This is a genomic window from Pseudoalteromonas sp. B160 (assembly GCF_037162485.1).
Classification (GTDB): Bacteria; Pseudomonadota; Gammaproteobacteria; order Enterobacterales; family Alteromonadaceae; genus Pseudoalteromonas; species Pseudoalteromonas rhizosphaerae.
In genome coordinates this window covers 2,619,861-2,642,863 of sequence record NZ_JARLUX010000001.1, presented here as the reverse complement: position 1 = coordinate 2,642,863, position 23,003 = coordinate 2,619,861, and the positions used below count along the sequence as shown (strand labels likewise).

Sequence of the window (23,003 nt, the reverse complement as noted above, 5' to 3'; positions counted from 1 at the left end):
TGCGCTAAAATAGTGACAATGAGTTTACTATAGCCACAACAACTTCCCAACTGCTTGAGACCAAATAACTAAAATAATGAAATATACAACGCCACTCCAACACGCTACTTTAATCAAACGCTACAAACGTTTTTTAGCCGATTTACGCCTTAGCGATGGCTCAGAGTTTACCGCCCATTGTGCCAACACAGGTAAAATGACTGGTTGCGCGGAGCCTGACTTTGCAGCCTTTTATTCCACCAGTAGCAATCAAAAAGAAAATATCCTCACTCATTAGAATTGACGCAAAACCAGTTTGGCCATCTGATCTGTGTAAATACGGCAATCGCGAATAAAATCGTTGCAGAAGCACTTCATGCAGCGCTAATCAGCGAGCTTAACGGCTACACTAAAATACAGCCAGAGGTTAAATATGGTGATGAAAATAGCCGTATCGATTTTTTACTTACAGCTCCCCAACGCCCAGACTGCTATGTAGAAGTAAAATCTGTCACTTTACTCAGTCAAAATGCCCCACAAAGTGGCCAAGGTTACTTCCCTGATGCCGAAACTCTTCGCGGTCAAAAGCATATTCGTGAATTAATTGAAATGGTTGCACAAGGCCATCGTGCAGTGCTGCTGTTTGCAGTATTACATCAAGGGATTAAGCAAGTTAGTGCGGCGCGCCATATTGACGAAAAGTACGCCCAACTAGTTGATTTGGCAATTACTAAAGGTGTAGAAGTAGTTGCTTATAAAGCAGATATTTCGAGCGCTGAAATTACACTAATAGAAAAGCTCACTTTTAATTAAAAGCGACTTGTTTTTAAGGTTTTCGCCCATATAACAAGGCAAGTTTTTAAGCACTTATCTATAAGTAATGGGTGTAAAAACCACTTATCGTACCTTTTTTAATTTTATTGATGCGGTTTAAGTAGGACTAATTAATGAAAAATAAATTTGCCTAGGCCATAGGATTCTGTTATTTATAGCCGCCGGCTCATGCTGGGCATTATATTAAGGATTTAGGAGAAAGTTATGCCAGACCAAAAAAATTAGGGTTATTGGCTCAGGCCGGATTAGAACCATACCAGGAAAAGCCGGGCGAAGAGTATATGAATGATGCACAACGCACTCATTTCAAAACTATTTTGGAAGCATGGCGCAACGATTTACGCAATGAAGTTGACCGAACTAAATCGCATATGCAAGACGAAGCTGCTAACTTCCCTGATCCAGTTGACCGCGCAGCACAAGAAGAAGAGTTCTCTTTAGAACTTCGTACTCGTGACCGTGAACGTAAACTGATCAAAAAAATTGAAAAAACGATCCAATTAATCAAAGAAGATGATTTTGGTTTTTGCGATTCGTGCGGGATTGAAATTGGTATCCGCCGTTTAGAAGCACGTCCTACAGCTGACTTGTGTGTAGACTGTAAAACGCTTGCGGAAATCAAAGAAAAACAATCTGGACGTGGTTAATTACTAGTAATTAATCAATGTCTACCACAGCCGTTACTGCGCCTATGCGCAACTATCGCGGTCGCTTTGCGCCGTCACCTTCTGGACCACTTCATTTTGGTTCTCTTGTGGCGGCTGTGGGCAGCTACCTTGACGCGAAAAGCAACCAAGGCACTTGGTTAGTCCGTATTGAAGATATCGACACAACACGTGTTGTAGACGGCGCCGCTAAAGATATTCTCAATACCTTAGAAGCCTATGGTTTGTACTGGGATGAAGACGTAGTCTATCAAACTCAACGCCATGACTTGTATGCGCATACCATTAATAATCTAAATAACCAGCACCTAATTTATGCTTGCCACTGCTCGCGCAAAGAAATTAAAGCGCTTGGCGGTATTTATCAAGGCCATTGTCGTCATTTAAAGCATAGTCAGAACAGCAGCGCACTGCGGTTAATTCAGCAACATGCTACATGCCAATACCATGATCTCATTCAAGGTGAGATAAATGTAGCTCATGATCTCGCCCACGAAGATTACTTAATAAAGCGCAGTGATGGGCTATTTGCTTATCAACTAGTGGTGGTCGCAGACGATATTGCCCAAGGTATCACTCATGTCGTACGCGGCGCAGACTTGCTTGAACCAACCGCACGCCAATTGAGTTTATTTAAACAATTAGCTGCCACGGCCCCCCATTACGCACATTTACCATTAGCAGTCGCTAAACCTGGGTTTAAATTATCAAAACAAAACTATGCCCCAGCTATTAGCAAAAGTAACCCCAAACCGGCTTTGCTGAGTGCATTCGAATTTTTAGGGTTGGCGCCCAAAGATGAATTACTTGAACTAAATATCGAGCAAATGCTAGCTTGGGGAGTCGACAATTACAGCTTGCAAAACGTCCCTAAAATGACACAAATTCAAATTTCGCAAAACCCGCACAGTCATACAACCGCCTTTACGCATTTAAACAAATAAAAATTCACTAAAAAGGGCTAATTTTAAGGCCTTCAACTTAATTTTTAAGCTGTGCTGGTATATGATAGCCCACCTTAAATGTGCAATTCATTTAATTAATACCAATTGCGTTAAGGTTGTACACTATTATAGCAACAGTCAAGTAGCTCAATAACAGGATAATAATTTCCAGCATCGTTATGCTAGAAAATTTTAACCCTAGCAATGACTGTTTAACTGACTAGAATGAACAAGACTCTAATACCATAGGTATTACCAAGTAAACGCAACACATGTGCAGTTAATAGCAAAGTGAAGCTATACTTGGTTTGATTTTGATGGCGTCCATCAAATAACCGAATTCTGTAGGAGACAGATTATTATTTCCAAGCTTTTTCAATTTTGTCGGCAAATTATTGGCCCAACCGCCTCTGTAACAGCCGAACATACCCAAGTCTCTGCGCAGCCTTTAATAGTTGGACGCAATGAGCATGGTATTTCTCGCAAACAATTTAGCCCAAATGCAATCAAGGTATTATATCGCCTGAAAGACGGAGGCTTTGATGCCTACCTTGTTGGTGGTTGCATTCGTGATATTTTGTTAGGTCAACAACCAAAAGATTTTGATGTCGTCACCAATGCCACTCCTGATCAGGTTAAAAAGCTATTTCGTAATTGCCGCTTAATTGGCCGTCGCTTTCGTTTAGCACACATTGTTTTTGGTCGTGAAATAATCGAAGTGGCCACCATGCGTGGTCATCACGAAGCGCCTGAAGATAAAAACCAAATTAGCCAATCGAGTGACCAAGGACAACTGCTGCGCGATAATGTTTTTGGTAGTATTGAAGAAGATGCTGAACGCCGCGATTTTTCAATCAATGCGTTATATTATTCAATTAATGATTTTTCAATCCATGATTATGCTAATGGCTTAGCAGCTATTAACGCTCGACAAATCGAGATGATTGGTGATCCAGCAACCCGTTACCGCGAAGATCCTGTACGTATGCTGCGCGCAGTTCGCTTTGCAACCAAACTCGATATGTCGATTGCACCGGCAACCGAGCAACCATTAAATGAATTAGCAAGCCTGTTAGATAATATACCTGCAGCGCGGTTATTTGAAGAAACACTGAAACTGTTTTTAAATGGCAAGGCCGAAGCAAACTTTTTAATGCTACGTAAATATGGCCTTTTCAAATCATTATTTCCAGCCCTTGATAGTATTTTAGATAGTAATCCTGATGGCTTAGAATTCGCTTTAATTCAACAGATGTTCCGTAATACAGATGAGCGTATTAATGCGGAGAAAAAAGTAACTCCAGCATTTATTTTTGCTGCATTGTTATGGTTCCCATTATTGCAGATCACTAAAGCACTGCAAGAACAAGAGCAACTATCTGAATACGATGCTTTCGCTCAAGGTATGAACAAAGTACTCAGTGATAATGCCCAACATATCGCCGTACCAAAACGCTTTACCCTTGGCGCTCGTGATATCTGGCATATTCAACACCGCTTAGATAAACGCTCAGGACAACGTGCATATCGCCTGACACAGCAACCACGCTTTAAAGCTGCGTATGACTTTTTACTTTTGCGCGTACAGGCCGGTGAAAAACAGCATCAGCAATTAGTTAACTGGTGGACTGACTATTTAAAACAAGACATCAATGGTCAAAAAGAGCTAGTTAAAGCGTTAGGTACGCAAGGCGCAACAAAAGGCCGTCGTCGTACTCGCCGCCGCAGCCCAAAACCAGCGGCTGAATGATCATGGAAACCGTCTACCTTGGTTTAGGGGCTAATTTAAACGCCCCTCGTACTCAGCTAGATCATGCTGTTGCAGCACTGCGTGCATTGGCTGATTGCGAGTTTATTGGTGTATCGCATTATTACGCGAGTAAACCGATGGGCCCGCAAGATCAACCTGACTACGTTAACGCTGTTGCGGCGCTAAAAACCACGCTATTACCTGAGCAGTTGCTTGATTTAACACAACAGATAGAACTTGAACACGGTCGAGTACGAAAAGCACAGCGCTGGGGGCCGCGCACCTTAGATATTGATATTTTATTATTTGGTGATCAAGTCATTAATAGCGAGCGTTTAATTGTGCCACATTATGGTCTAACTGAACGCGAGTTTGTGGTTTACCCGCTACTTGAAATAGCCCCAAATATTACGCTGCCAAATGGTATATTACTTCACAGTATTAGCACTAATTTGGCACTAAACGAATTACAACAATTACCTCTGTAATTAATTTCAGGCCGTTGCCTACGAGGATACTATGTCTAAAATAACCGTTTCTACGCTTAATAAAATGAAAGCAGACCAACAAAAAATCACGGCATTAACGGCCTACGATGCCAGCTTTGCAAAGTTATTTCATGATAACGGCGTAGACGTTATTTTAGTCGGTGATTCGTTAGGCATGGTGTTACAAGGTGGCGACGATACACTGGCTGTCACCAATCAAGATATTGCATATCATACTCGCAGCGTACGCGCCAGGAGCCGTGATTTATTCGTCATTGCAGATATGCCATTTATGACCTACTCAAACCCAGCCGAGAGCTGTAAAAATGCAGCAGAATTAATGCGAGCTGGCGCTAACATGGTCAAACTTGAGGGGGCGAATGGCTGTATGACTCAGTTGTTGCGCTGACTCAACAAGGTATACCGGTATGTGGACATTTAGGCTTAACACCGCAATCAGTACATGTGTTTGGTGGTTTTAAAATCCAAGGCCGTAGTGAACAACAAGCACAAAAAATGATTAGCGATGCTCAGGCGCTTGCCGCGGCAGGCGCACAAATGCTGGTTCTTGAATGTATTCCATCTGAACTTGCCAAATTAATTACTGACGCGGTTAATATTCCTACCATTGGTATTGGTGCAGGTAATCAAACTGATGGCCAAATTCTAGTCATGCATGACTTAGTTGGCATTTCAGCAGGTTACATCCCTAAATTTTCTAAAAACTTTTTACTCGAAACAGGCAATATGCCGGATGCGGTTAAAAAATATTGTAGCGACGTTAAAAGTGGTGCTTTTCCAAGCACGGAACATGAGTTTAAATAATGCAGTCGATCACTGAAATAAAATCATTACGTAGTCAAATTAAAGCATGGCGCCAAGCAGGGCTTAGTGTAGCACTAGTGCCAACTATGGGTAATCTACATCAAGGGCATTTTTCACTCGTTGAGAAAGCCAAAAACATGGCTGATAAAGTCGTTGTTAGTATTTTTGTAAACCCAATGCAATTTGGTGTCAACGAAGATCTTGATAACTACCCGCGCACCCTCATTGCGGATAAACAAGGACTGGCAGAGCTTGGTACTGATATTGTATTTACCCCAAGTGTGGAAGCCATTTACCCTAACGGTTTAGATGCGCAAAGCTTTGTCGATGTGCCAAATATATCAATGGGTTATTGCGGCGGATCACGTCCAGGTCATTTTCGCGGTGTAGCAACGGTGGTTACTAAATTATTTAACTTAGTACAACCTGACTATGCGTGCTTTGGTGAAAAAGACTATCAACAGTTGCAAGTGATTAAAACCATGGCTCATGACCTGTCAATTCCAGTAGAAATTATTGGCGTTGCAACCAGCCGTGAAGTGTCTGGGTTAGCTATGAGCTCTCGCAATGGCTACTTATCAGAAGCTCAAAAAGAAACAGCGACAGTGCTATTTAAAACCCTTAATTGGAGCGCAGAACAGTTAAACTCGGGGCTGCGTGATTTTGACGACATATGCCGACAAGCAAAGCAGCAACTAGAGCAAGCAGGGCTCAAAATTGACTACTTTGAAATAGCTCAGCGCGATACCTTAAAAAAAGCTACACTCAATGATAGTCAACTAGTGATTTTGGCGGCAGCCTTCTTAGGGCCAGTAAGGCTAATAGACAATCTGCTCGTTGATATTATATAACAATAATTGGGATAAGCATGAATTCATTATTAAAATTATCAAGCATTTCGCTGTGTATAGGCATATTAGCTGGGTGTCAAAACCAAATAGAAAATCCAGAAATGCAGCAATGCGCACAACAGAATTATCAATGTGAAGTGAACTGCGAACAGCAAAGCACCGGCGAAGGCATGGTATATAAAGTATGTAATACTAAATGTATTGAAGCCTATAACCAATGCAAAGCAAATGCCCAAGCATTAGGTAATGTGCAATAACTAATGTTAACTTGCCAATTATCATGATTGGCAAGTTTCCTCCCTCCCAGCGCCTACTTTAGGCAAACTTTCTACATCCAACCATCGTGATTTTTCTGCCATTCACCTTATAGCAAGGTTTACTCTAGTAATATCTACTGACATTAGTAATAAGTAGTCATACATTGCGTGTAATTATTTTCAGTTTATACAAAGAAAGTACACCCTCTACGATACTAGTAAATATAAAGTCATTGAAATATATAAGTTTATTTTAGGTTCGTTTTTTGCAAACTTGAATTCAACTAACTAAAGCATTTTAAAATTAACCAGATAACGGCTAAAGGAAAAAACCTCATGGAAACGATAACGCGGGCAGCTCTGTATCCATCATTTAAAAGAGGGCATTATTAAGTGCATTATTAGCCTTGTGTGCATGTAATGTCAGTGCGGCAGAACAACCAATAACAAAATCTGATGCGGATACTGCTGATGCTTTACCAACTACACAGCCAACTTTGCTTACAATCCCTTCTGAAAAATTATTTTCGGTGGTAACAGCTAGAGCCAAACAACTGGCTGCCAAAGACTACGTAGCAGCTCCCGTAATTGCTGTTGATGCGTTAAATAATATTAATTATCAGGACTATCGAGCGATTCGTTTTCGTCAAGATCATGCGATCTGGAAAGATGAAAGTTTATATGAGGTACAGTTATTCCATCCAGGTTTTCTCTATAAAAACCCTATCGCGATTAACACAGTTGATGCTGATGCGAAGGTAAAAAATCTACCATTTAAAACTGATTACTACCGCTATGATGGCACCGCAGCACCACTTGAGCAGGAAATTACCACAGCTTTAGGCACCACTCAGTTGGGACATGCCGGTTTTAGATTACACTTTCCTCTAAACAATAACGACTACAAAGATGAAGTTGCTGTATTTCAAGGCGCTTCATATTTTCGCATAGTGGGCCCTGATCAAGTGTATGGTATTTCAGCACGCGGCCTGGCGATTGATACAGCACTCAGCTCTGGTGAAGAGTTTCCAGTATTTAAAGAGTTTTGGTTAGTTAAGCCAAAACCTGAAGACACACATATTGTGTTATATGCATTACTTGATAGTCCTTCTGTTACTGGCGCATATCGTTTTGAGATCAGTCCATCAACAGCAACTGAAGTAACAACTAAAATGCAAATATTCGCCCGCAAAGATATCAAAAAACTAGGTATAGCACCGCTTACAAGCATGTTTTACCACGGCGAAAATAGCACTAAATTCTTTGATGATTACCGACCAGAAGTACATGACTCTGATGGTTTACTAATGCAATCACAAGACAATAAATGGGTGTGGCGTCCGCTAAATAACCCTAAACAGCTTAGTGTAACGTCATTTGGTTATGATAATCCAAAAGGTTTTGGACTAGCACAGCGCGACCGTGAGTTTAATAACTATCTCGATACTGAGGCACATTATCATGCCCGCCCAAGCTTGTGGATTGAACCACAAGGACAATGGGGAAATGGTCGAGTTGAGTTAGTAGAAATACCGACTGATACCGAGACCAATGACAATATCGTTAGCTATTGGGTACCAGAGCAACCACTTAAAGCAGGTGAAACACTTAGTTTTAGTTATAAATTGTCAACATTTAACGCGGCGCTTGCAAGCCAAGATAAAGCCCGAGTTTTACGCACTCGCATTGGCAGTGCTGCATTACTACAGTGAAGAAAATCCACCACCAAAAAGTCATCGCCAATTTACGGTTGACTTCACTGGTGACAATATTAACAACTTGTCAGCTAAACTAAAATTGCTTGCTAATTTGACCCTAAATTCAGGTGAAATAAGCGATAAAACAGTTCAACAATTACCAAATAATGAAGGATGGCGTGTTGCTTTTAAAGTCGCGCCAGAGGGCGGTAAGCCTGTAGACATGCGCTTATCATTAACACTACGTGACAAAGAAGTTAGCGAGGTATGGAGTTATGTCTGGTATCCAAATGACGTCGAGTAACAGTACAATGCCTTTTAAAAAGACTCGTGTATGGCTTTTTTCACTGTTAGTGTTAGCCATCTCAGCTTATGGTATGTGGATCATGTTTGATATTTTAAATTCAAATGGCATGACCCCGCTTGAGTATGCATTACTTGCGCTGTTTTCAATTACCTTCACTTGGATTGTGACCGCATTTTGCAGTGGCTGTATGGGATTTATTTTACAATTATTTAGAATTGACCCGCTGACACTGACGCGCCAAAAAGCAATCGAAATTGATCAGCAAGCATTGAGTAAAACCAGAACTGCTGTCGTTATGCCTATCTACAATGAAGATACGCAGCGAGTTATCGCAGGTTTTGAAGTGAGCTTACGTTCACTGATAAAAACAGGCCAATTTGCGCATTTTGATTTCTACTTATTAAGTGATACACAAGATAAAGAAATAGCTAACAATGAGCTAAAAGCGTGGCATGCCTTGACCGAACGCCTAGGTGATTTTGCCAAACAAACTTTTTACCGCCGCCGTGAAGATAACAAACACCGTAAAGTAGGTAACTTAACTGACTTTTGCGAGCGTTGGGGCAGTAAATACGAGCACATGATTGTACTTGATGCAGATAGCATCATGACGGGTCAGTGTATGCTTGAGCTCACCAGCAGCATGATCAACAATCCACAAGCTGGGCTTATTCAAACGATTCCGATCCCTGTTAGGCAAGATACCTTCTTTGGTCGCTTTCTACAGTTTGCGTCAGTACTTTATAGTCCAATGCTAGCAACCGGTTCAGCTTTTGGCAGACTAATCACGCTAATTACTGGGGCCACAATGCCGTCATTCGGGTTAAAGCGTTTATTGATTGCTGCGGTTTACCGGTGCTCAAAGGTAATGCCCCTTTCGGCGGCGAAATTTTAAGTCATGACTTTGTCGAAGCATCATTACTGCATCGTTCTGGCTGGGATGTATTATTACTCAGTGATATACAAGGTAGCTACGAAGAAGTACCGAGTAATATTTTAGATTACGCTATTCGCGACAGGCGTTGGGTGCAAGGCAACATTCAACATTTAGGTTTGTTACCTGCGTCGGGTTTAAAAATAATCAGCAAGCTGCACTTTTTATTAGGTGCAACGGCATATATTTCATCATTAATTTGGTTATCAATGTTAGTGCTAAGTACCATAGATGCGGTCACCCGCGCACTAAACAGTAATGTCTATTTTAATCAGGCATATCAATTATTTCCGACTTGGCAAATAGCAAAAACAGAATTAATTAACTCGTTGCTTTTTGTCACAATTGTGTTGTTATTATTACCGAAATTAATGGGGATTATTGTCACACTGATCCATCGTAATAAACAATTTGGCGGCTCATTTAAATTAATTTTAGGCTCAATCATTGAAACCGTGTTTGCTATTATTATCGCCCCGCTGATGATGGTTTTTCATAGCTACTTTGTGGTGTGTGTATTTTTAGGTAAAAAAGTAACGTGGGACGCCCAGCCTCGATCAGGCCGCATGGTTCCGTGGCAAGAAGCGATAGGTTACACATTACTATCAACCTTAATCGCCTTAGCTTGGGGCGGTATTGCTTATTACTTTACGCCTGTATTCTTTTGGTGGTTATCGCCGATTTTAGTTGGATTGATCTTAGCAGCCCCAATTGTACGATATTCAAGTAGCATAGGCTTAGGCGTTAAATTACGTAAAATGGGCATATTTATTTGCCCGAGTGAAGTTGATAATAACGACACCCTTGCAGCCTTACGTGTACATGAGCAAGAAATAGCATTACCGAATGATGATGTTGCTAACTTTACAATCCCTACATTGGGGCAAGAGCAACCTAGCGTAATGCCAATTCAGAGCTTTAAGCGCCAAGGTTTAAGTAAACGTAAACGCGTTTTAAATGCCCATCAACAGCTCAAAAGAAACTATTTAACTAACCTGAACTTAGTTGATATAAAAAAACCGCGCAATTTACATTGCGCGGTTTTTTATTAATTCATAGTTGGCGTTAAGTTTAAAGAAGACCTAGCTTCTTAAGTTCGCCCATTGCCATCTTGCCAGAAAGTGGTACATAACCATCTTTCTCTACAATTTTTTGGCCATCTTGTGATAACACCATTTTTAAGAACTCTGCTTCAATAGGTGCAAGCGGTTTATTCGGGTGTTTATTCACATAAACATATAAAAAGCGCGACAGTGGGTATTTACCTGTTGCTACATTTTCAAGTGTTGCATCAACAAAGTTATCGCCTTTTTTCGCCAGTGGTACAGTACGTACGCCTGATGTTTTATAACCGATACCTGAGTAACCAATTGCATTCACTGATGAAGAAATTGATTGCACTACCGATGCTGAACCTGGTTGCTCGTTCACGTTGTTACGGAAGTCACCTTTACATAGCGCTTTGTTTTTAAAGTATCCGTAAGTACCAGATACAGAATTACGGCCATAAAGCTGAATGTCTTTTGCAGCCCAATTCCCCGTTAAACCTACATCACTCCAACGAGTCACATCTGCATCAGCACCACATTTACGAGTTGAAGAGAAAATCGCATCGATTTGGTCGATACGTAAACCTTCAATTGGATTGTCTTTATGAACAAATACTGCCAATGCATCAATCGCTACACGTACTTCAGTAGGTTTATAACCGTAACGTTTTTCAAACGCTTCGATTTCTTTTGATTTCATTCTGCGGCTCATCGGGCCAAAGTTTGCTGTGCCTTCTGTCAATGCCGGTGGCGCAGTAGATGAACCAGCCGCTTGAATTTGGATGTTCACATTTGGGTAAATACGTTTATATTCTTCAGCCCAAAAGGTCATCATGTTGGCTAAAGTATCAGAGCCCACAGATGAAAAATTACCTGAAATACCACTGGTTTTTTGATACTCAGGAATAGCTGTATCTACTGCCATTGCTTGTGCAGATACAAATGTTGTTACTGCCACACCCATTGCGGCTACTAGGTTTTTAAATCTCATTAGGTTGCTCCGATTTTGTTCGTCTATTTCTTAACTGTCGTCTACTCTAAAGAGAATAGATGACAGTTAGATTACTCTAAAATGACACTTTTATGACTTTGGGCTTTTTGGCTCAATTATTTAATAGCACTGTTTTTTCACGACTAAAAGCAAACGAAAAACATGATCCTTCGCCTAATTTACTTTTAATTATCAATTGGCTATCGTGACGAGTTAATACATGTTTGGTGATGGCTAAACCCAGCCCTGAGCCACCGAGATTGTACGACTACGCGCTTTATCAACCCGATAAAAACGCTCAGTTAAACGATTAATATGCTCTAGTGCAATACCATCGCCATTATCAACCACTGAAAAGTACGCTTGATTATCTTTTAGCTGCCAGCTTACGGTTATTTTACCGCCCGCCTTGGTGTAATGAATGGCATTAAACACTAAATTAGAGAAGGCACTGCGCAGCTCCTCTTCAGCGCCTTTTATATCGACGTTAGCATCAATATCAAATATCAACTCATGCCCTTTGTCTTGATTCAATGATTGTGCTTCAGTCCTAATATAGCTAAGTAACTGCGGTACATTGATCGCTTTATCATTATCTTGACGTCGAGCGCCTTCAATACGTGATAACGACAATAGCTGATTTACCAAGCTATCCATGCGTTTACACTGTTCAAGCATAGTACCTTGTGCTTTATTCCACATTGCCGGTGGTGGCACCATATCGCCATCAAACATTTCTAAGTAACCTGTAACAACGGTTAATGGCGTACGTAGCTCATGAGATACATTGGCCACAAAGTCTTTGCGCATTTGCTCAAGTTGCTTCAGTCGCGTGACATCACGCACAACAACCATTAATTGTGAGCTGGCATATGGCATTACCCGAAACTCTAAAACTTGCTCAACACTGTGACCACTTTCAAGTTCTAATGCTTCATCAAACAATTCCGTTTGCATATATTTCGCAAATTTAGGATCGCGAATAAGGTTGTCAAGCCGTTGACCATGATCCGCTGGCCACTGTAATCCAAGCACTTTTAAAGCTAGTTGATTACACCAAACAATACTTAAATCACGTTGTAGAACAATAACCGCATCAGGCACTGCTTCTGCGCCATCGCGAAAACGACGGATCAAATCAGCTAATTCATTACGTTTTTTACGGTTGCGATGTTGTAAATGGTAGATCCCTTCAAATACTTGCTCCCATGCCCCCTCGCCTTCAGGTGGATTAAAACTACGTTGATTCAATAGCCAATCACTGAGCCGATAGAGTTGATGATAATGCCAAACAAGCAGTGAAAAAGATCCTAAAAATAAAAGCAAAAATGGCGCACCAATAAGCACGCCAATTAATAATAAAGGTAGGAAATAGATAAACAGACGCTTTGCTAACGCCTGCTTATTAACAACTCGATACATACACTCACTTTACCTTAGAGTAAGTAAATTTAAGCCAAAATTAGTTATTGGCTTGGTCATCTCCATGACTCTTATAATTTACTGGAAAAACGATAGCCTGCACCACGTACAGTTTGTACTAAACGGTCATGACCAAGCGGTGCAATCGCTTTGCGTAAGCGACGAATATGCACGTCTACGGTTCTATCTTCAACATAGACATTAGTCCCCCATACGTTATCTAGTAGCTGTTCACGGCTATAAACACGTTCAGGATGAGTCATAAAGAAATGCAATAAGCGAAATTCTGTCGGTCCCATATCCAACTCGCTACCTTCAGAGGTAACACGGTGTGAAATAGGATCAAGACGTAAACCATGTACATCAATCGCTTCTTCCAATGAAGTAGGCGACACACGACGAATAACGGCTTTAATACGCGCCATTAATTCTTTTGGTGAAAATGGTTTAGTAACATAATCATCAGCACCGACTTCAAGACCGCGAACTTTATCTTCTTCTTCGCCGCGAGCAGTCAGCATAATAATAGGAATTTGGCGAGTATATTCACTTTGCTTAAACTTTTTAGCAATTTGAATTCCACTACCACCTGGTAGCATCCAATCTAATAACACCATATCTGGATAAGGCTCTACCATCGCTGCAATGGCTGAATCGTAATCTTCCGCTTCAATTGCTTGAAAACCATTTTGCTCTAATACAAAAACCAGCATCTCTCTGATCGGTGCTTCGTCATCGACGACAAGTACTTTACGTGACATTCCAATTTATCTCTTTCGTTATCGAACTAGTTTTCATTATTATGACTAAGTATGACATTTTTATGAAAGTGTAACGTGTAAATCGAAATGCGGGGTAAAAAATGCAAAATAAACCCGTTTAAGGTACAAAATTAGCATACATTATCAAATTTCACATTTAAAAATCATACTTTATAATTGCTACATTACTACTTTGTATTAAATTCCCCTTTCAATAATCAACTATACAGTATCACGATGTAAGCCACGAAAGCATCTTCACACTCTAACTCAATTAAAACGCCTATTAACATCGGCGATCATTAACAGAGATCAAAATCCTACCAAGTTTCATTTCAGGGATCATTCGTTTACCAACCGAGTTAGATCTGGGATCAGTGTTTTACCTAGCCAAAGCCATAAGTTGTTGATCATTTATACAACAAAGCTTTGAAATGGCTATTTTTATAACAAAACCTCTGCCAATCAAGCTGATCCTTAGTAAAAATCTGATCCCAACAAAGCACAGTTAGTAAAGCAATGATCCCAAAGCCCCTACTTGGTAAAATAATGATCTTTTACGATCAGGCATAAAAAAGCCAGTAGCTTTAACACTACTGGCTGTTTTATAACTTAATAAATTAAATTATTTAATTTTCGGATCTAATTCACCCGTTAAATATTTAAGGTGCATCTCATCAAGTGAGATTGGTTTGATCTTACCTGCTTGACCCGCTGTACCAAATGACTCATAACGTGCAACACAGATCTCAGTCATTGCTTTTGTCGCTTCAGCTAAATACTTACGTGGATCAAAGTTTGCTGGATTAAGCGCAAGATGGCGACGAATAGCCCCTGTAGATGCTAATCGTAAGTCTGTATCGATATTTACTTTACGCACACCAAACTTAATTCCCTCAACGATCTGCTCAACAGGCACACCATAGGTTTCTGGGATCTCACCACCATATTGGTTGATGATCTCAAGCCATTCTTGCGGCACTGATGACGAACCGTGCATAACTAAGTGAGTGTTAGGAATACGTGCGTGGATCGCTTTAATACGATCAATCGCCAAAATATCATCCGTTGGCGGACGTGTAAATTTATACGCGCCGTGTGAAGTACCACACGCAATCGCTAAGGCATCAACATGGGTTTTACTTACAAAATCGGCCGCTTCTTCTGGATCGGTTAGCATTTGGTCTGTGGTTAGTTTACCTTCAGCACCAACGCCATCTTCTTCGCCAGCTTCGCCAGTTTCAAGTGAGCCTAGCACACCTAACTCGCCTTCAACAGACACACCACAAGAGTGTGCAAGTTCAACAGTTTTACGCGTTACATCAACGTTATACTCATATGATGATGGTGTTTTACCATCGCTCATTAACGAGCCATCCATCATCACTGATGAAAAACCTAATTGAATTGAACGTTGGCAAACGCCAGGTGAGGTACCGTGATCTTGATGCATTACCACTGGAATATGTGGCCACTCTTCAATCGCAGCTAAAATCATATGACGTATAAATGGGGCACCAGCATAGGCACGAGCGCCAGCTGAACCTTGTACAATTACTGGGCTGTTAGTTTTGTCAGCCGCCATCATAATAGCGCGGATCTGCTCTTGGTTATTAACGTTAAATGCTGGTACGCCATAACCATGTTCAGCTGCATGATCAAGAAGTTGTCGCATACTGATTAAAGCCATTTGGTATTCTCCAAATTGTCGATAGCTGCGCACGCGCAAAACTACCTAGTTCGAACGGAATAGTTGAGTTCGGTGCAATCACTGCACCTCGATAGTATTGGCTCTTGCCAAATTTACCGTCATACAAAACCAGCTATTAAATAAGGGTGAGAGGTATTTAATATCTGATCATACTCAGTGTAGTTAGCAGCCTAAACTAACAATTGCTAACTACATTGAGTAAACGCTAATTACTTAGCGCGTTGTTCAAGCATAGCAACTGCTGGTAATTTTTTCCCTTCTAAAAACTCAAGGAAAGCACCACCGCCAGTTGAAATATACGAAATTTTATCGGCAATGCCGTATTTATCAATCGCTGCTAACGTATCACCGCCACCAGCTATTGAGAACGCATTTGAATTAGCGATTGCTTGAGCAATAGCACGGGTGCCATTACCAAACTGGTCAAATTCAAATACACCTACTGGACCATTCCATACAACAGTACCTGCATTAGCAATAATTTTTGCAAGTTTGCTCGCTGTATCTGGGCCAATATCAAAAATCATATCTGTGTCTGTTACTTCGCTAACATCTTTTAATGTTGCAACGGCTGATTCTGAAAACTCATTGCCAACAACCACATCAGTAGGTACTGGTATTTCACCATTATTACTTTTAGCAGCCGCACTTAGCTTATTTGCTTCATCAATTAGGTCAGCTTCGTATAATGACTTACCAACCGGGTAGCCTGCCGCAGCAATAAAGGTATTTGCAATACCGCCACCAGTGACTAATTGATCAACAATCGTTGAAAGTGAATCAAGTACTGTTAGTTTAGTTGATACTTTAGAGCCGCCCACAATCGCCACTAATGGACGAGCGGGGTTATCAAGTGCTTTACCTAATGCCTCTAATTCAGCCGCCAATAGTGGGCCTGCACAAGCAACATCTGCAAATAAACCAACGCCATGGGTAGACGCTTGAGCACGATGGGCGGTACCAAATGCATCCATTACATACACATCACATAATGCAGCAAGCTTTTTAGATAACGCTTCGTCATCTTTGCTTTCGCCAACATTAAAGCGTACGTTTTCAAAAACGACCACTTCATTATCAGCAATTTCAACGCCATTTAAGTAATCTTTTTCAAGACGTACATTTTGCTCAAGTGCTTCATTAAGGTAATCAACAACTGGCGCTAAAGAAAACGCTTCATCATATTCCCCTTCCGTAGGGCGGCCTAGGTGTGACATAACCATTACTTTAGCGCCTTTTTCAAGGGCTAATTTAATACTCGGTAATGCAGCACGAATACGTGCATCTGAGGTCACTTTACCTGCTTTTACTGGTACATTTAAATCTTCACGAATTAACACGCGTTTGCCGTTTAAATCTAAATCCGCCATATTTATGACCGACATGGACTTCTCCTTAGTTAACGATACTGACTTGAAATATATAGGTTTTATTTTTAGGTTTGAACTTTTATATTAATTACTTGCTGCCATCATCACTCGTGCTGTATCGAGCATTCTATTAGCAAACCCCCACTCATTATCACACCACACTAACAACTTTATCAGTCGTTTATGACTGACTCGTGTCTGTGTGCCATCTATAATACAAGAATGTGGGTCATGATTAAAATCAACCGAGACCAATGGCTCTTCGGTATAACTTAAAATACCTTCTAGGCGGTCTCTCGCTGCTGCTTTTAATACCTTATTTACCGCTTTTAAATCAACATCGGCGTTGACAGTCACACTCAAATCCATCGCAGTAACATTGATAGTAGGTACTCGCACCGAAATAGCTTCAAAGCGGCCATGGAACTTAGGTAAAATACGCTCAATACCGCGAGCTAATTTAGTATCAACGGGAATAATCGACTGACTCGCAGCGCGGGTACGACGTAAATCATGATGATAAGCATCAATTACTTGCTGATCATTCATCGACGCATGAATAGTCGTAATCGCCCCTGATTCTATACCAAAGGCATCATCAAGTACTTTAATCACCGGTACTATACAGTTTGTGGTACATGATCCATTAGAGACAATCGTATGCTCAGCGAGTAGTTCATCATCATTGATACCATAAACAATAGTGGCATCAACATCAGCATCTGCGGGCTGAGAAAATAAGACTTTCTTTGCGCCAGCATCAAGATGTAATTGCGCATGTTCACGAGAGTGATACACACCAGTACATTCTAAAACCACATCAACATCAAGTAACTGCCAAGGTAATTCACGCGGGTTTTGTTCTGCAAATAAAGCAATTGTATCGCCCGCTACCGATAAGGTGTCTTCACCTAAAGTAACTGGAAACGCAAAACGGCCATGAGACGTATCATATTTAAGAAGATGAGCGATCCCTTGAGGATCAGCAAGTTCATTAATCGCAACAATTTTGATCTCGTCGCTTAAGCCCGATTCATAAAGAGCGCGAACAATATTTCGACCAATTCGACCAAAACCATTGATTGCAAGTTTGATTGCCATGAAGAAGAAAATCCACTCTAGTTGCTTGCAGATAAAGGCAACCTGCCTTTTAGATGCGCGTATTGTAATCGACCTTTGTCTTGATTATAAGAGGGAAAGTTAAATAAATGTTTTAAGCCCGCTTTTGATGCTGCAATTTTGGTAATCGACCTTTGTCTTGATTATAAGAGGGAAAGTTAAATAAATGTTTTAAGCCTGCTTTTGATGCTGCAATTTTGGTAATCGACCTTTGTCTTGATTATAAGAGGGAAAGTTAAATAAATGTTTTAAGCCTGCTTTTGATGCTGCAATTTTGGTAATCGACCTTTGTCTTGATTATAAGAGGGAAAGTTAAATAAATGTGTTAAGCCCGCTTTTGATGCTGCAATTTTGGTAATCGACCTTTGTCTTGATTATAAGAGGGAAAGTTAAATAAATGTTTTAAGCCCGCTTTTGATGCTGCAATTTTGGTAATCGACCTTTAATCTGAATATAAAAGGCAAGATTAAATAAATGTTTACTCCCTCTCCTTTCTTCCTGATATCTACTCATAACATAGAATAAAACAGCGCTTATAGGTTCATTTTCACGAGTGAACTTTAGTCAATTTATGCTATTTAGGTTTATTATTATTGAATTATTTTATAATAGCGTTACTTTATTCAAGACAACGAACACTATTCAATCAAAAAACAATTGATGAAACTAAAAGATCATTAATCTAAACATTAGGTTAGAAATAAAATGACAACACACACAAAAATCTTAATTGCAGACGATCACCCGCTGTTTCGACAAGCACTATTACTTATGCTGGAATCAAGCTTTAATAATGCTTGCCTACTTGAAGCCGAAACAATTCCCGAATTAGAGCACAAATTAGCAAACACCACAGATGTTGATCTGATCTTGCTCGATCTTGATATTCCGGGTGCACAGGGTTTTAATACGCTGAGTAATATACGTGAGCTGTATCCTGAAATAGGGGTGATTGTAGTATCAGGTTTTGAAGAGCCTGATACCATACGCAAAGCGATGAGCCTGGGTGCTGCAGGCTTTATACCTAAATCAACTCCCGTCCCTGAGATGATAAAAGCAATAGAAGATGTGCTACAAGGCAAACTATGGACACCCACCGATGATCACAATAAAAATACGCCAGAGCAACAGCAAGCAGAAAAGTTAGCAACATTAACGCCCCAACAGCATAAAATATTACACATGTTTGCCGATGGTTTGTTAAATAAACAAATCGCCTACGAACTTAGCTTGTCTGAATCTACAATCAAAAGCCATGCCAGCACAATATACTTAAAACTTGGGGTAAAAAGTCGTACTCAAGCCGTGATTTTATTAAACGAGCAGCAACTGGCACAAGCATCACTTTCACCTTTTCATCGCCATTAACTATTATAATTTTTTTCTAGCTGTTTAGTTAATAAAGCACTCATCAACGCCCGTAATGCGACGGGCTTGATGATTTTCCGCAAATAGCCAATATCGGCTTGCTTTGCCTGTACTTGCACTAACTCATCAGTTGTTGCGGTGATTAAAATCGCAGGTAATGGATACTGGCTGATTGCTCGAATACGCTTGATTAATTCAATGCCATTACAGCCATCAAGATGCTCCGAGTGAGGCTTTTGCTCCTGTCGCTCAGAGTAGTCTACTGTTACAATATGCAAAGGGTTAGCGGGAAACATTGGTTCAGCACTAAGTTGATAATCAACTAAGAGAATATCAATTTCATCTTCATGTGTTTTATAAAGTGCAGACGCCTCGGCTGCGGTTGTCGCGGTAAATACACGACATTTCCAGGCTGTTAAAAGCTCGGTCATACCTGCAATAACATCTTTTTCGTTATCAATACAAAGCACCCCAACTCCTTGCAAAGTCATATTCTTAGGGGCAAGTGTCGGCTTTGTTTGCTGTACACGGTTTACAATCGGTACTTCAACGCTAAACAAGCAGCCATGCTCAGGCTCTGATACCAAGCCAACCTTATGCTCAAGAATATTAGCCAGGCTTTGTGCAATATTTAAACCCAACCCCAAGCCTTTAGGGCCAATCAATTGCGTCGATAATTGTGTAAATTGTTCAAATACTTCTTGCTGCTTATCTTCGGGGATGCCAGGTCCGTTATCAATCACTTGAATACTTAAGTAATTGCCCTTACGACGACAACCCAGCAATACTTTACCGTTATTTGCATAGCGAAATGCATTACTTAAAAAGTTTTGCACAATCCGCGTTAGCAAAGTTAGATCTGTGCGGATAAATAATTGACTTGAGTGACAGCGAAAATCAATTTTATAATCTTTACTCAAGGCAGAAAACTCCGAATGCAACATACTAAATACCCGCTCCAGTGCAATGTCATTGAAAACAGGGGTGATATTGCCACTTTCAATCCGCGCAATTTCATTTAAATCAAGTAATAGGTTATTTGCTATCTCTAACGAATTATCAATTTTCTTAATTTGCTCACGCTCTTGTATTGACACTCTAGGGCTCAAACATACCGCAGAAGAAAACAACCGAGCAGCCGACAATGGTTGCAAAAGATCATGACTACAGGCTCTTAAATATTGACTCTTTTTCAAATGAGCCTGCTCTGCTTTTAACCTTGCATCAGCGAGTTCTCGATTGGCTTTTTCAAGCTCTAAGTTTGCTAGTTCTAATTCTGTCGTGCGCGCAAGAACACGACTTTCAAGATCGGTGTTTTCTTCTTTTAAATAATTTTCTGCTCGGCGAAACTCCGTAATATCTGAGAAAATCATCACAAATCCTCCACCTGGTATTGGGTTCCCTTCAATTAACAGCACCTTACCATTGGCTAACTTTCGCTCTGATTTATGCTTACTACCGGCTTTTAAGTACTCAAGACGTTTATTAACCTGCCCCTCAATATTATGTATATAGCGATTTTGATTGCTAAGGTTGAAGCGGATCAACTGGCTAATTGGGCAACCAATATAGATTAAATTTTTAGGGTAATTAAAAATATCTAGATACTGCTTATTCCATGCTACTAAATTCAAATTAGCATCTATCACAGAGATCCCTTCACTGGTATTTTCAATCGCTCCTTGCAATACTGAACGACTAAATTCAAGTTGTTGAGTAGAGTTATCCTCAACAATTTTAGCAACTTGATCAAATGCGATATCACGCCCAGCCAAAGCAAAAGAAATCACCAATTTGGCTGATGCCGAGCCCATTACACTCGCTAATGTCTGCTCTGCATGCAGTAATAAAGCCTCATTATAGGTTTTATGCTTTTTAATTTTATGTGATTGATTAAATTCAGCAAAGCACTCGGCTGCTTTGTCTTGACCAATAAAGCGAGCAATTAACAGCTCGAGTTCCTGACGATCTATTTTTGGTTGTTTAGGCAGATGTGAATCTTGTTTATTATCGGTTTCATAGAAATATTTACTCTGCATTTCTTCGCGAATATTTTGCCGAGTAAGCTGAGAAACAATAAACAGCACAATAAGGTTAATAGCCAAGCCAAACAAGGTAGCCACCGTTGTAGCAGGCCAATTTGTATTGCTTAACGGGTGTGCATAAAACCCAAGCTGTGGTAATAAATTAAACAGTGCCCAAATAGAGAAACCACAAAACATGCCCCAAAAAACGCCCTTTTGAGTCGCTCTTCGCCAAAAAAAGCAGCAACCAATGCAGGCCCTATTTGCGCAATCGCGCCAAACGCAACCTCACCAAGTGATGCCAGCGTATCAGGTGGAGAAACTAATAACATACAATAACTAAGCGCAATAACTACAACGACTAAGATTTTACGGATCAATAATAATCGGGATTGAAAGTGTAAAAAGTCATGGTGCTTACGAGGCGCTAATTTAAAAATTAACGGAAAAACAATTTCGTTACTGAGCATAGTACTCAATGCAATGGTCGATACAATCACCATTGAACTTGCCGCAGAAACCGCCCCTAAAAACGCAAATAACGACAGCCACTGTTGGCCGTTGTAGGCGGGCAAAAATAAAACATAAGCATCAGGGTCTAAAGACTGGCCATAATTTAATGTGCCAGCAAGGCCTATGGGACCTGCAAAAAAAGCGAATACCAAAATATAAAGAGGTAATAACCAGCGCGCTAAATTACTGGTTTTTTGTTCTTTAATCTCAACAAACATAACTTGAAATTGCCTTGGTAAACATAAAAAAGCCGACATAACGATGATCAATAAACCCACCATACCTACTAGGTTATAGCTTTCAAACTGCTGCGATAAGGACACGTAATCTTGTGACTTTTGCCAAATATCAGCGGGGGAATCATAAATAACAAATGATACAAATAAGCCAACAAGTAAAAAAGCGATCAGTTTAACTAACGATTCAAAGGCAATCGCTATCATGACGCCAGGATGACGCTCTGTTACATCGATAGTTCGAATGCCAAAGATAATGGTGAATCCAGCTAAAATCAGGCTAACGATTAAACCTAATTGCCAAATCGGAAAATCTTGGCTTTGCTGTAAAATTTTATAAGAGTAAACAATCGCTTTAAGCTGCAAAGCAATATAAGGCAAGGTGCCAATCATGGCCACTAACGTTACCAACAAGGCTAAGCTTTGTGATTTACCAAACCGAGCCGAAAGTAAATCAGCAATGGAAGTACTTTTGAGTTTGAGGCAGGTTTTTATGATCCGCTGAATAAAAGGCCAAGCAAATATAAATAATAAAATAGGGGCTAAATAAACCGAAATATAAGAAAAAGAGCTATTTGCCGCCTGCGCTGAAGTACCTAGAAACCCCCAAGACGTACAGTAAACCCCTAATGATAAGGCATAAATAATAGCATGCTGTTTGGCAACTAGCTTATGTCGATACTTGCCCCCAAGGTGGGCAATTAGAAATAACAAACTAATGTAACCAATACTTACACTAACCAACAACCAATTAGAAAACATCGCGCTCTTCTTTGTATCAAATTGTATTTATTATTATTTTCAATGCTTACTTTGCCCGTAAAACACAGCATATAACATTGGACTAAAGGACTAAGCGCAAGGTACTAGCCCTTATTTACAATTGTTGATTTTTTCGACTCACCTAG

12 protein-coding genes and 6 pseudogenes are annotated in these 23,003 nt (G+C 40.3%); 11 read left to right on the top strand and 7 right to left on the bottom strand.

Annotation, left to right across the window (positions count from 1 at the left end; all coding sequences use genetic code 11):
* Positions 1-76 precede the first annotated feature (76 nt).
* From sfsA to mdoH, 10 genes and pseudogenes are all read left to right on the top strand, one after another.
* Positions 77-792 (top strand): annotated as a pseudogene (sfsA, locus tag P4S61_RS12235) (DNA/RNA nuclease SfsA).
* Positions 793-995: 203 nt separating this feature from the next.
* Positions 996-1,460 carry an RNA polymerase-binding protein DksA gene (gene dksA / locus P4S61_RS12230; protein WP_337118903.1) on the top strand — a complete coding sequence of 155 codons (465 nt, stop codon included), beginning with the start codon at positions 996-998 and terminating at the stop codon, positions 1,458-1,460.
* Between the two features lie 17 nt (positions 1,461-1,477).
* Positions 1,478-2,422, top strand: a complete 945-nt coding sequence (gene gluQRS / locus P4S61_RS12225; RefSeq protein ID WP_182734723.1) for a tRNA glutamyl-Q(34) synthetase GluQRS — start codon at positions 1,478-1,480, stop codon at positions 2,420-2,422.
* Between the two features lie 391 nt (positions 2,423-2,813).
* On the top strand, positions 2,814-4,172 hold the full coding sequence (gene pcnB / locus P4S61_RS12220; protein WP_246175570.1) for a polynucleotide adenylyltransferase PcnB: 1,359 nt from the start codon (positions 2,814-2,816) through the stop codon (positions 4,170-4,172).
* A 2-nt stretch (positions 4,173-4,174) separates the two neighbouring features.
* Positions 4,175-4,660 carry a 2-amino-4-hydroxy-6-hydroxymethyldihydropteridine diphosphokinase gene (folK, locus tag P4S61_RS12215; RefSeq protein ID WP_145235378.1) on the top strand — a complete coding sequence of 162 codons (486 nt, stop codon included), beginning with the start codon at positions 4,175-4,177 and terminating at the stop codon, positions 4,658-4,660.
* 31 nt (positions 4,661-4,691) lie between these two features.
* Positions 4,692-5,485: pseudogene (gene panB, locus P4S61_RS12210) on the top strand (3-methyl-2-oxobutanoate hydroxymethyltransferase).
* Positions 5,485-6,336 carry a pantoate--beta-alanine ligase gene (gene panC / locus P4S61_RS12205; protein ID WP_337118339.1) on the top strand — a complete coding sequence of 284 codons (852 nt, stop codon included), beginning with the start codon at positions 5,485-5,487 and terminating at the stop codon, positions 6,334-6,336. Before panB ends, panC begins: the two are co-directional and overlap by 1 nt.
* Before the next feature lie 17 nt (positions 6,337-6,353).
* Positions 6,354-6,593, top strand: a complete 240-nt coding sequence (locus tag P4S61_RS12200; protein ID WP_145235371.1) for a hypothetical protein — start codon at positions 6,354-6,356, stop codon at positions 6,591-6,593.
* Between the two features lie 407 nt (positions 6,594-7,000).
* A pseudogene (locus P4S61_RS12195) lies at positions 7,001-8,594 on the top strand (glucan biosynthesis protein).
* Positions 8,566-10,478: pseudogene (gene mdoH / locus P4S61_RS12190) on the top strand (glucans biosynthesis glucosyltransferase MdoH); the annotation flags it as partial. The pseudogenes P4S61_RS12195 and mdoH, both read left to right, overlap by 29 nt.
* A gap of 124 nt (positions 10,479-10,602) precedes the next feature.
* On the opposite strand, the gene P4S61_RS12185 reads toward mdoH, so the two are convergent.
* From P4S61_RS12185 to epd, 6 genes and pseudogenes are all read right to left on the bottom strand, one after another.
* On the bottom strand, positions 10,603-11,571 hold the full coding sequence (locus tag P4S61_RS12185; protein ID WP_182777796.1) for a PstS family phosphate ABC transporter substrate-binding protein: 969 nt from the start codon (positions 11,569-11,571) through the stop codon (positions 10,603-10,605).
* A 112-nt stretch (positions 11,572-11,683) separates the two neighbouring features.
* A pseudogene (gene phoR / locus P4S61_RS12180) lies at positions 11,684-12,993 on the bottom strand (phosphate regulon sensor histidine kinase PhoR).
* Positions 12,994-13,064: 71 nt separating this feature from the next.
* Complete coding sequence (phoB, locus tag P4S61_RS12175) at positions 13,065-13,754, bottom strand: phosphate regulon transcriptional regulator PhoB (protein WP_145235364.1); 690 nt, start codon at positions 13,752-13,754, stop codon at positions 13,065-13,067.
* A gap of 625 nt (positions 13,755-14,379) precedes the next feature.
* Positions 14,380-15,444 (bottom strand): class II fructose-bisphosphate aldolase, encoded by a 1,065-nt coding sequence (gene fba, locus P4S61_RS12170; RefSeq protein ID WP_145235361.1) that lies wholly within the window; start codon positions 15,442-15,444, stop codon positions 14,380-14,382.
* A gap of 230 nt (positions 15,445-15,674) precedes the next feature.
* Positions 15,675-16,850 (bottom strand): phosphoglycerate kinase, encoded by a 1,176-nt coding sequence (locus tag P4S61_RS12165; RefSeq protein ID WP_145235359.1) that lies wholly within the window; start codon positions 16,848-16,850, stop codon positions 15,675-15,677.
* A gap of 69 nt (positions 16,851-16,919) precedes the next feature.
* A complete protein-coding gene (epd, locus tag P4S61_RS12160) occupies positions 16,920-17,936 on the bottom strand; it encodes an erythrose-4-phosphate dehydrogenase (RefSeq protein ID WP_145235357.1) in 1,017 nt (338 codons plus the stop codon).
* 723 nt (positions 17,937-18,659) lie between these two features.
* Between epd and P4S61_RS12155 the strand changes: the two genes are divergently transcribed.
* Positions 18,660-19,322: a response regulator transcription factor gene (locus P4S61_RS12155; protein ID WP_145235355.1), complete on the top strand. Its 663-nt coding sequence runs from the start codon at positions 18,660-18,662 to the stop codon at positions 19,320-19,322.
* Here the strand turns inward: P4S61_RS12155 and P4S61_RS22950 are convergent.
* A pseudogene (locus tag P4S61_RS22950) lies at positions 19,319-22,857 on the bottom strand (hybrid sensor histidine kinase/response regulator). The gene P4S61_RS12155 and the pseudogene P4S61_RS22950 sit on opposite strands and share 4 nt — an antisense overlap.
* Positions 22,858-23,003 lie beyond the last annotated feature (146 nt).

Bases quoted from the DNA above. Each gene is read 5' to 3' on its own strand.
- gluQRS (WP_182734723.1), top strand. From the start codon at position 1,478: ATGTCTACCACAGCCGTTACTGCGCCTATGCGCAACTATCGCGGTCGC.
- folK (WP_145235378.1), top strand. From the start codon at position 4,175: ATGGAAACCGTCTACCTTGGTTTAGGGGCTAATTTAAACGCCCCTCGT.
- panC (WP_337118339.1), top strand. From the start codon at position 5,485: ATGCAGTCGATCACTGAAATAAAATCATTACGTAGTCAAATTAAAGCA.
- P4S61_RS12200 (WP_145235371.1), top strand. From the start codon at position 6,354: ATGAATTCATTATTAAAATTATCAAGCATTTCGCTGTGTATAGGCATA.
- P4S61_RS12185 (WP_182777796.1), bottom strand. From the start codon at position 11,571: ATGAGATTTAAAAACCTAGTAGCCGCAATGGGTGTGGCAGTAACAACA.
- phoB (WP_145235364.1), bottom strand. From the start codon at position 13,754: ATGTCACGTAAAGTACTTGTCGTCGATGACGAAGCACCGATCAGAGAG.
- fba (WP_145235361.1), bottom strand. From the start codon at position 15,444: ATGGCTTTAATCAGTATGCGACAACTTCTTGATCATGCAGCTGAACAT.
- P4S61_RS12165 (WP_145235359.1), bottom strand. From the start codon at position 16,850: ATGTCGGTCATAAATATGGCGGATTTAGATTTAAACGGCAAACGCGTG.
- epd (WP_145235357.1), bottom strand. From the start codon at position 17,936: ATGGCAATCAAACTTGCAATCAATGGTTTTGGTCGAATTGGTCGAAAT.
- P4S61_RS12155 (WP_145235355.1), top strand. From the start codon at position 18,660: ATGACAACACACACAAAAATCTTAATTGCAGACGATCACCCGCTGTTT.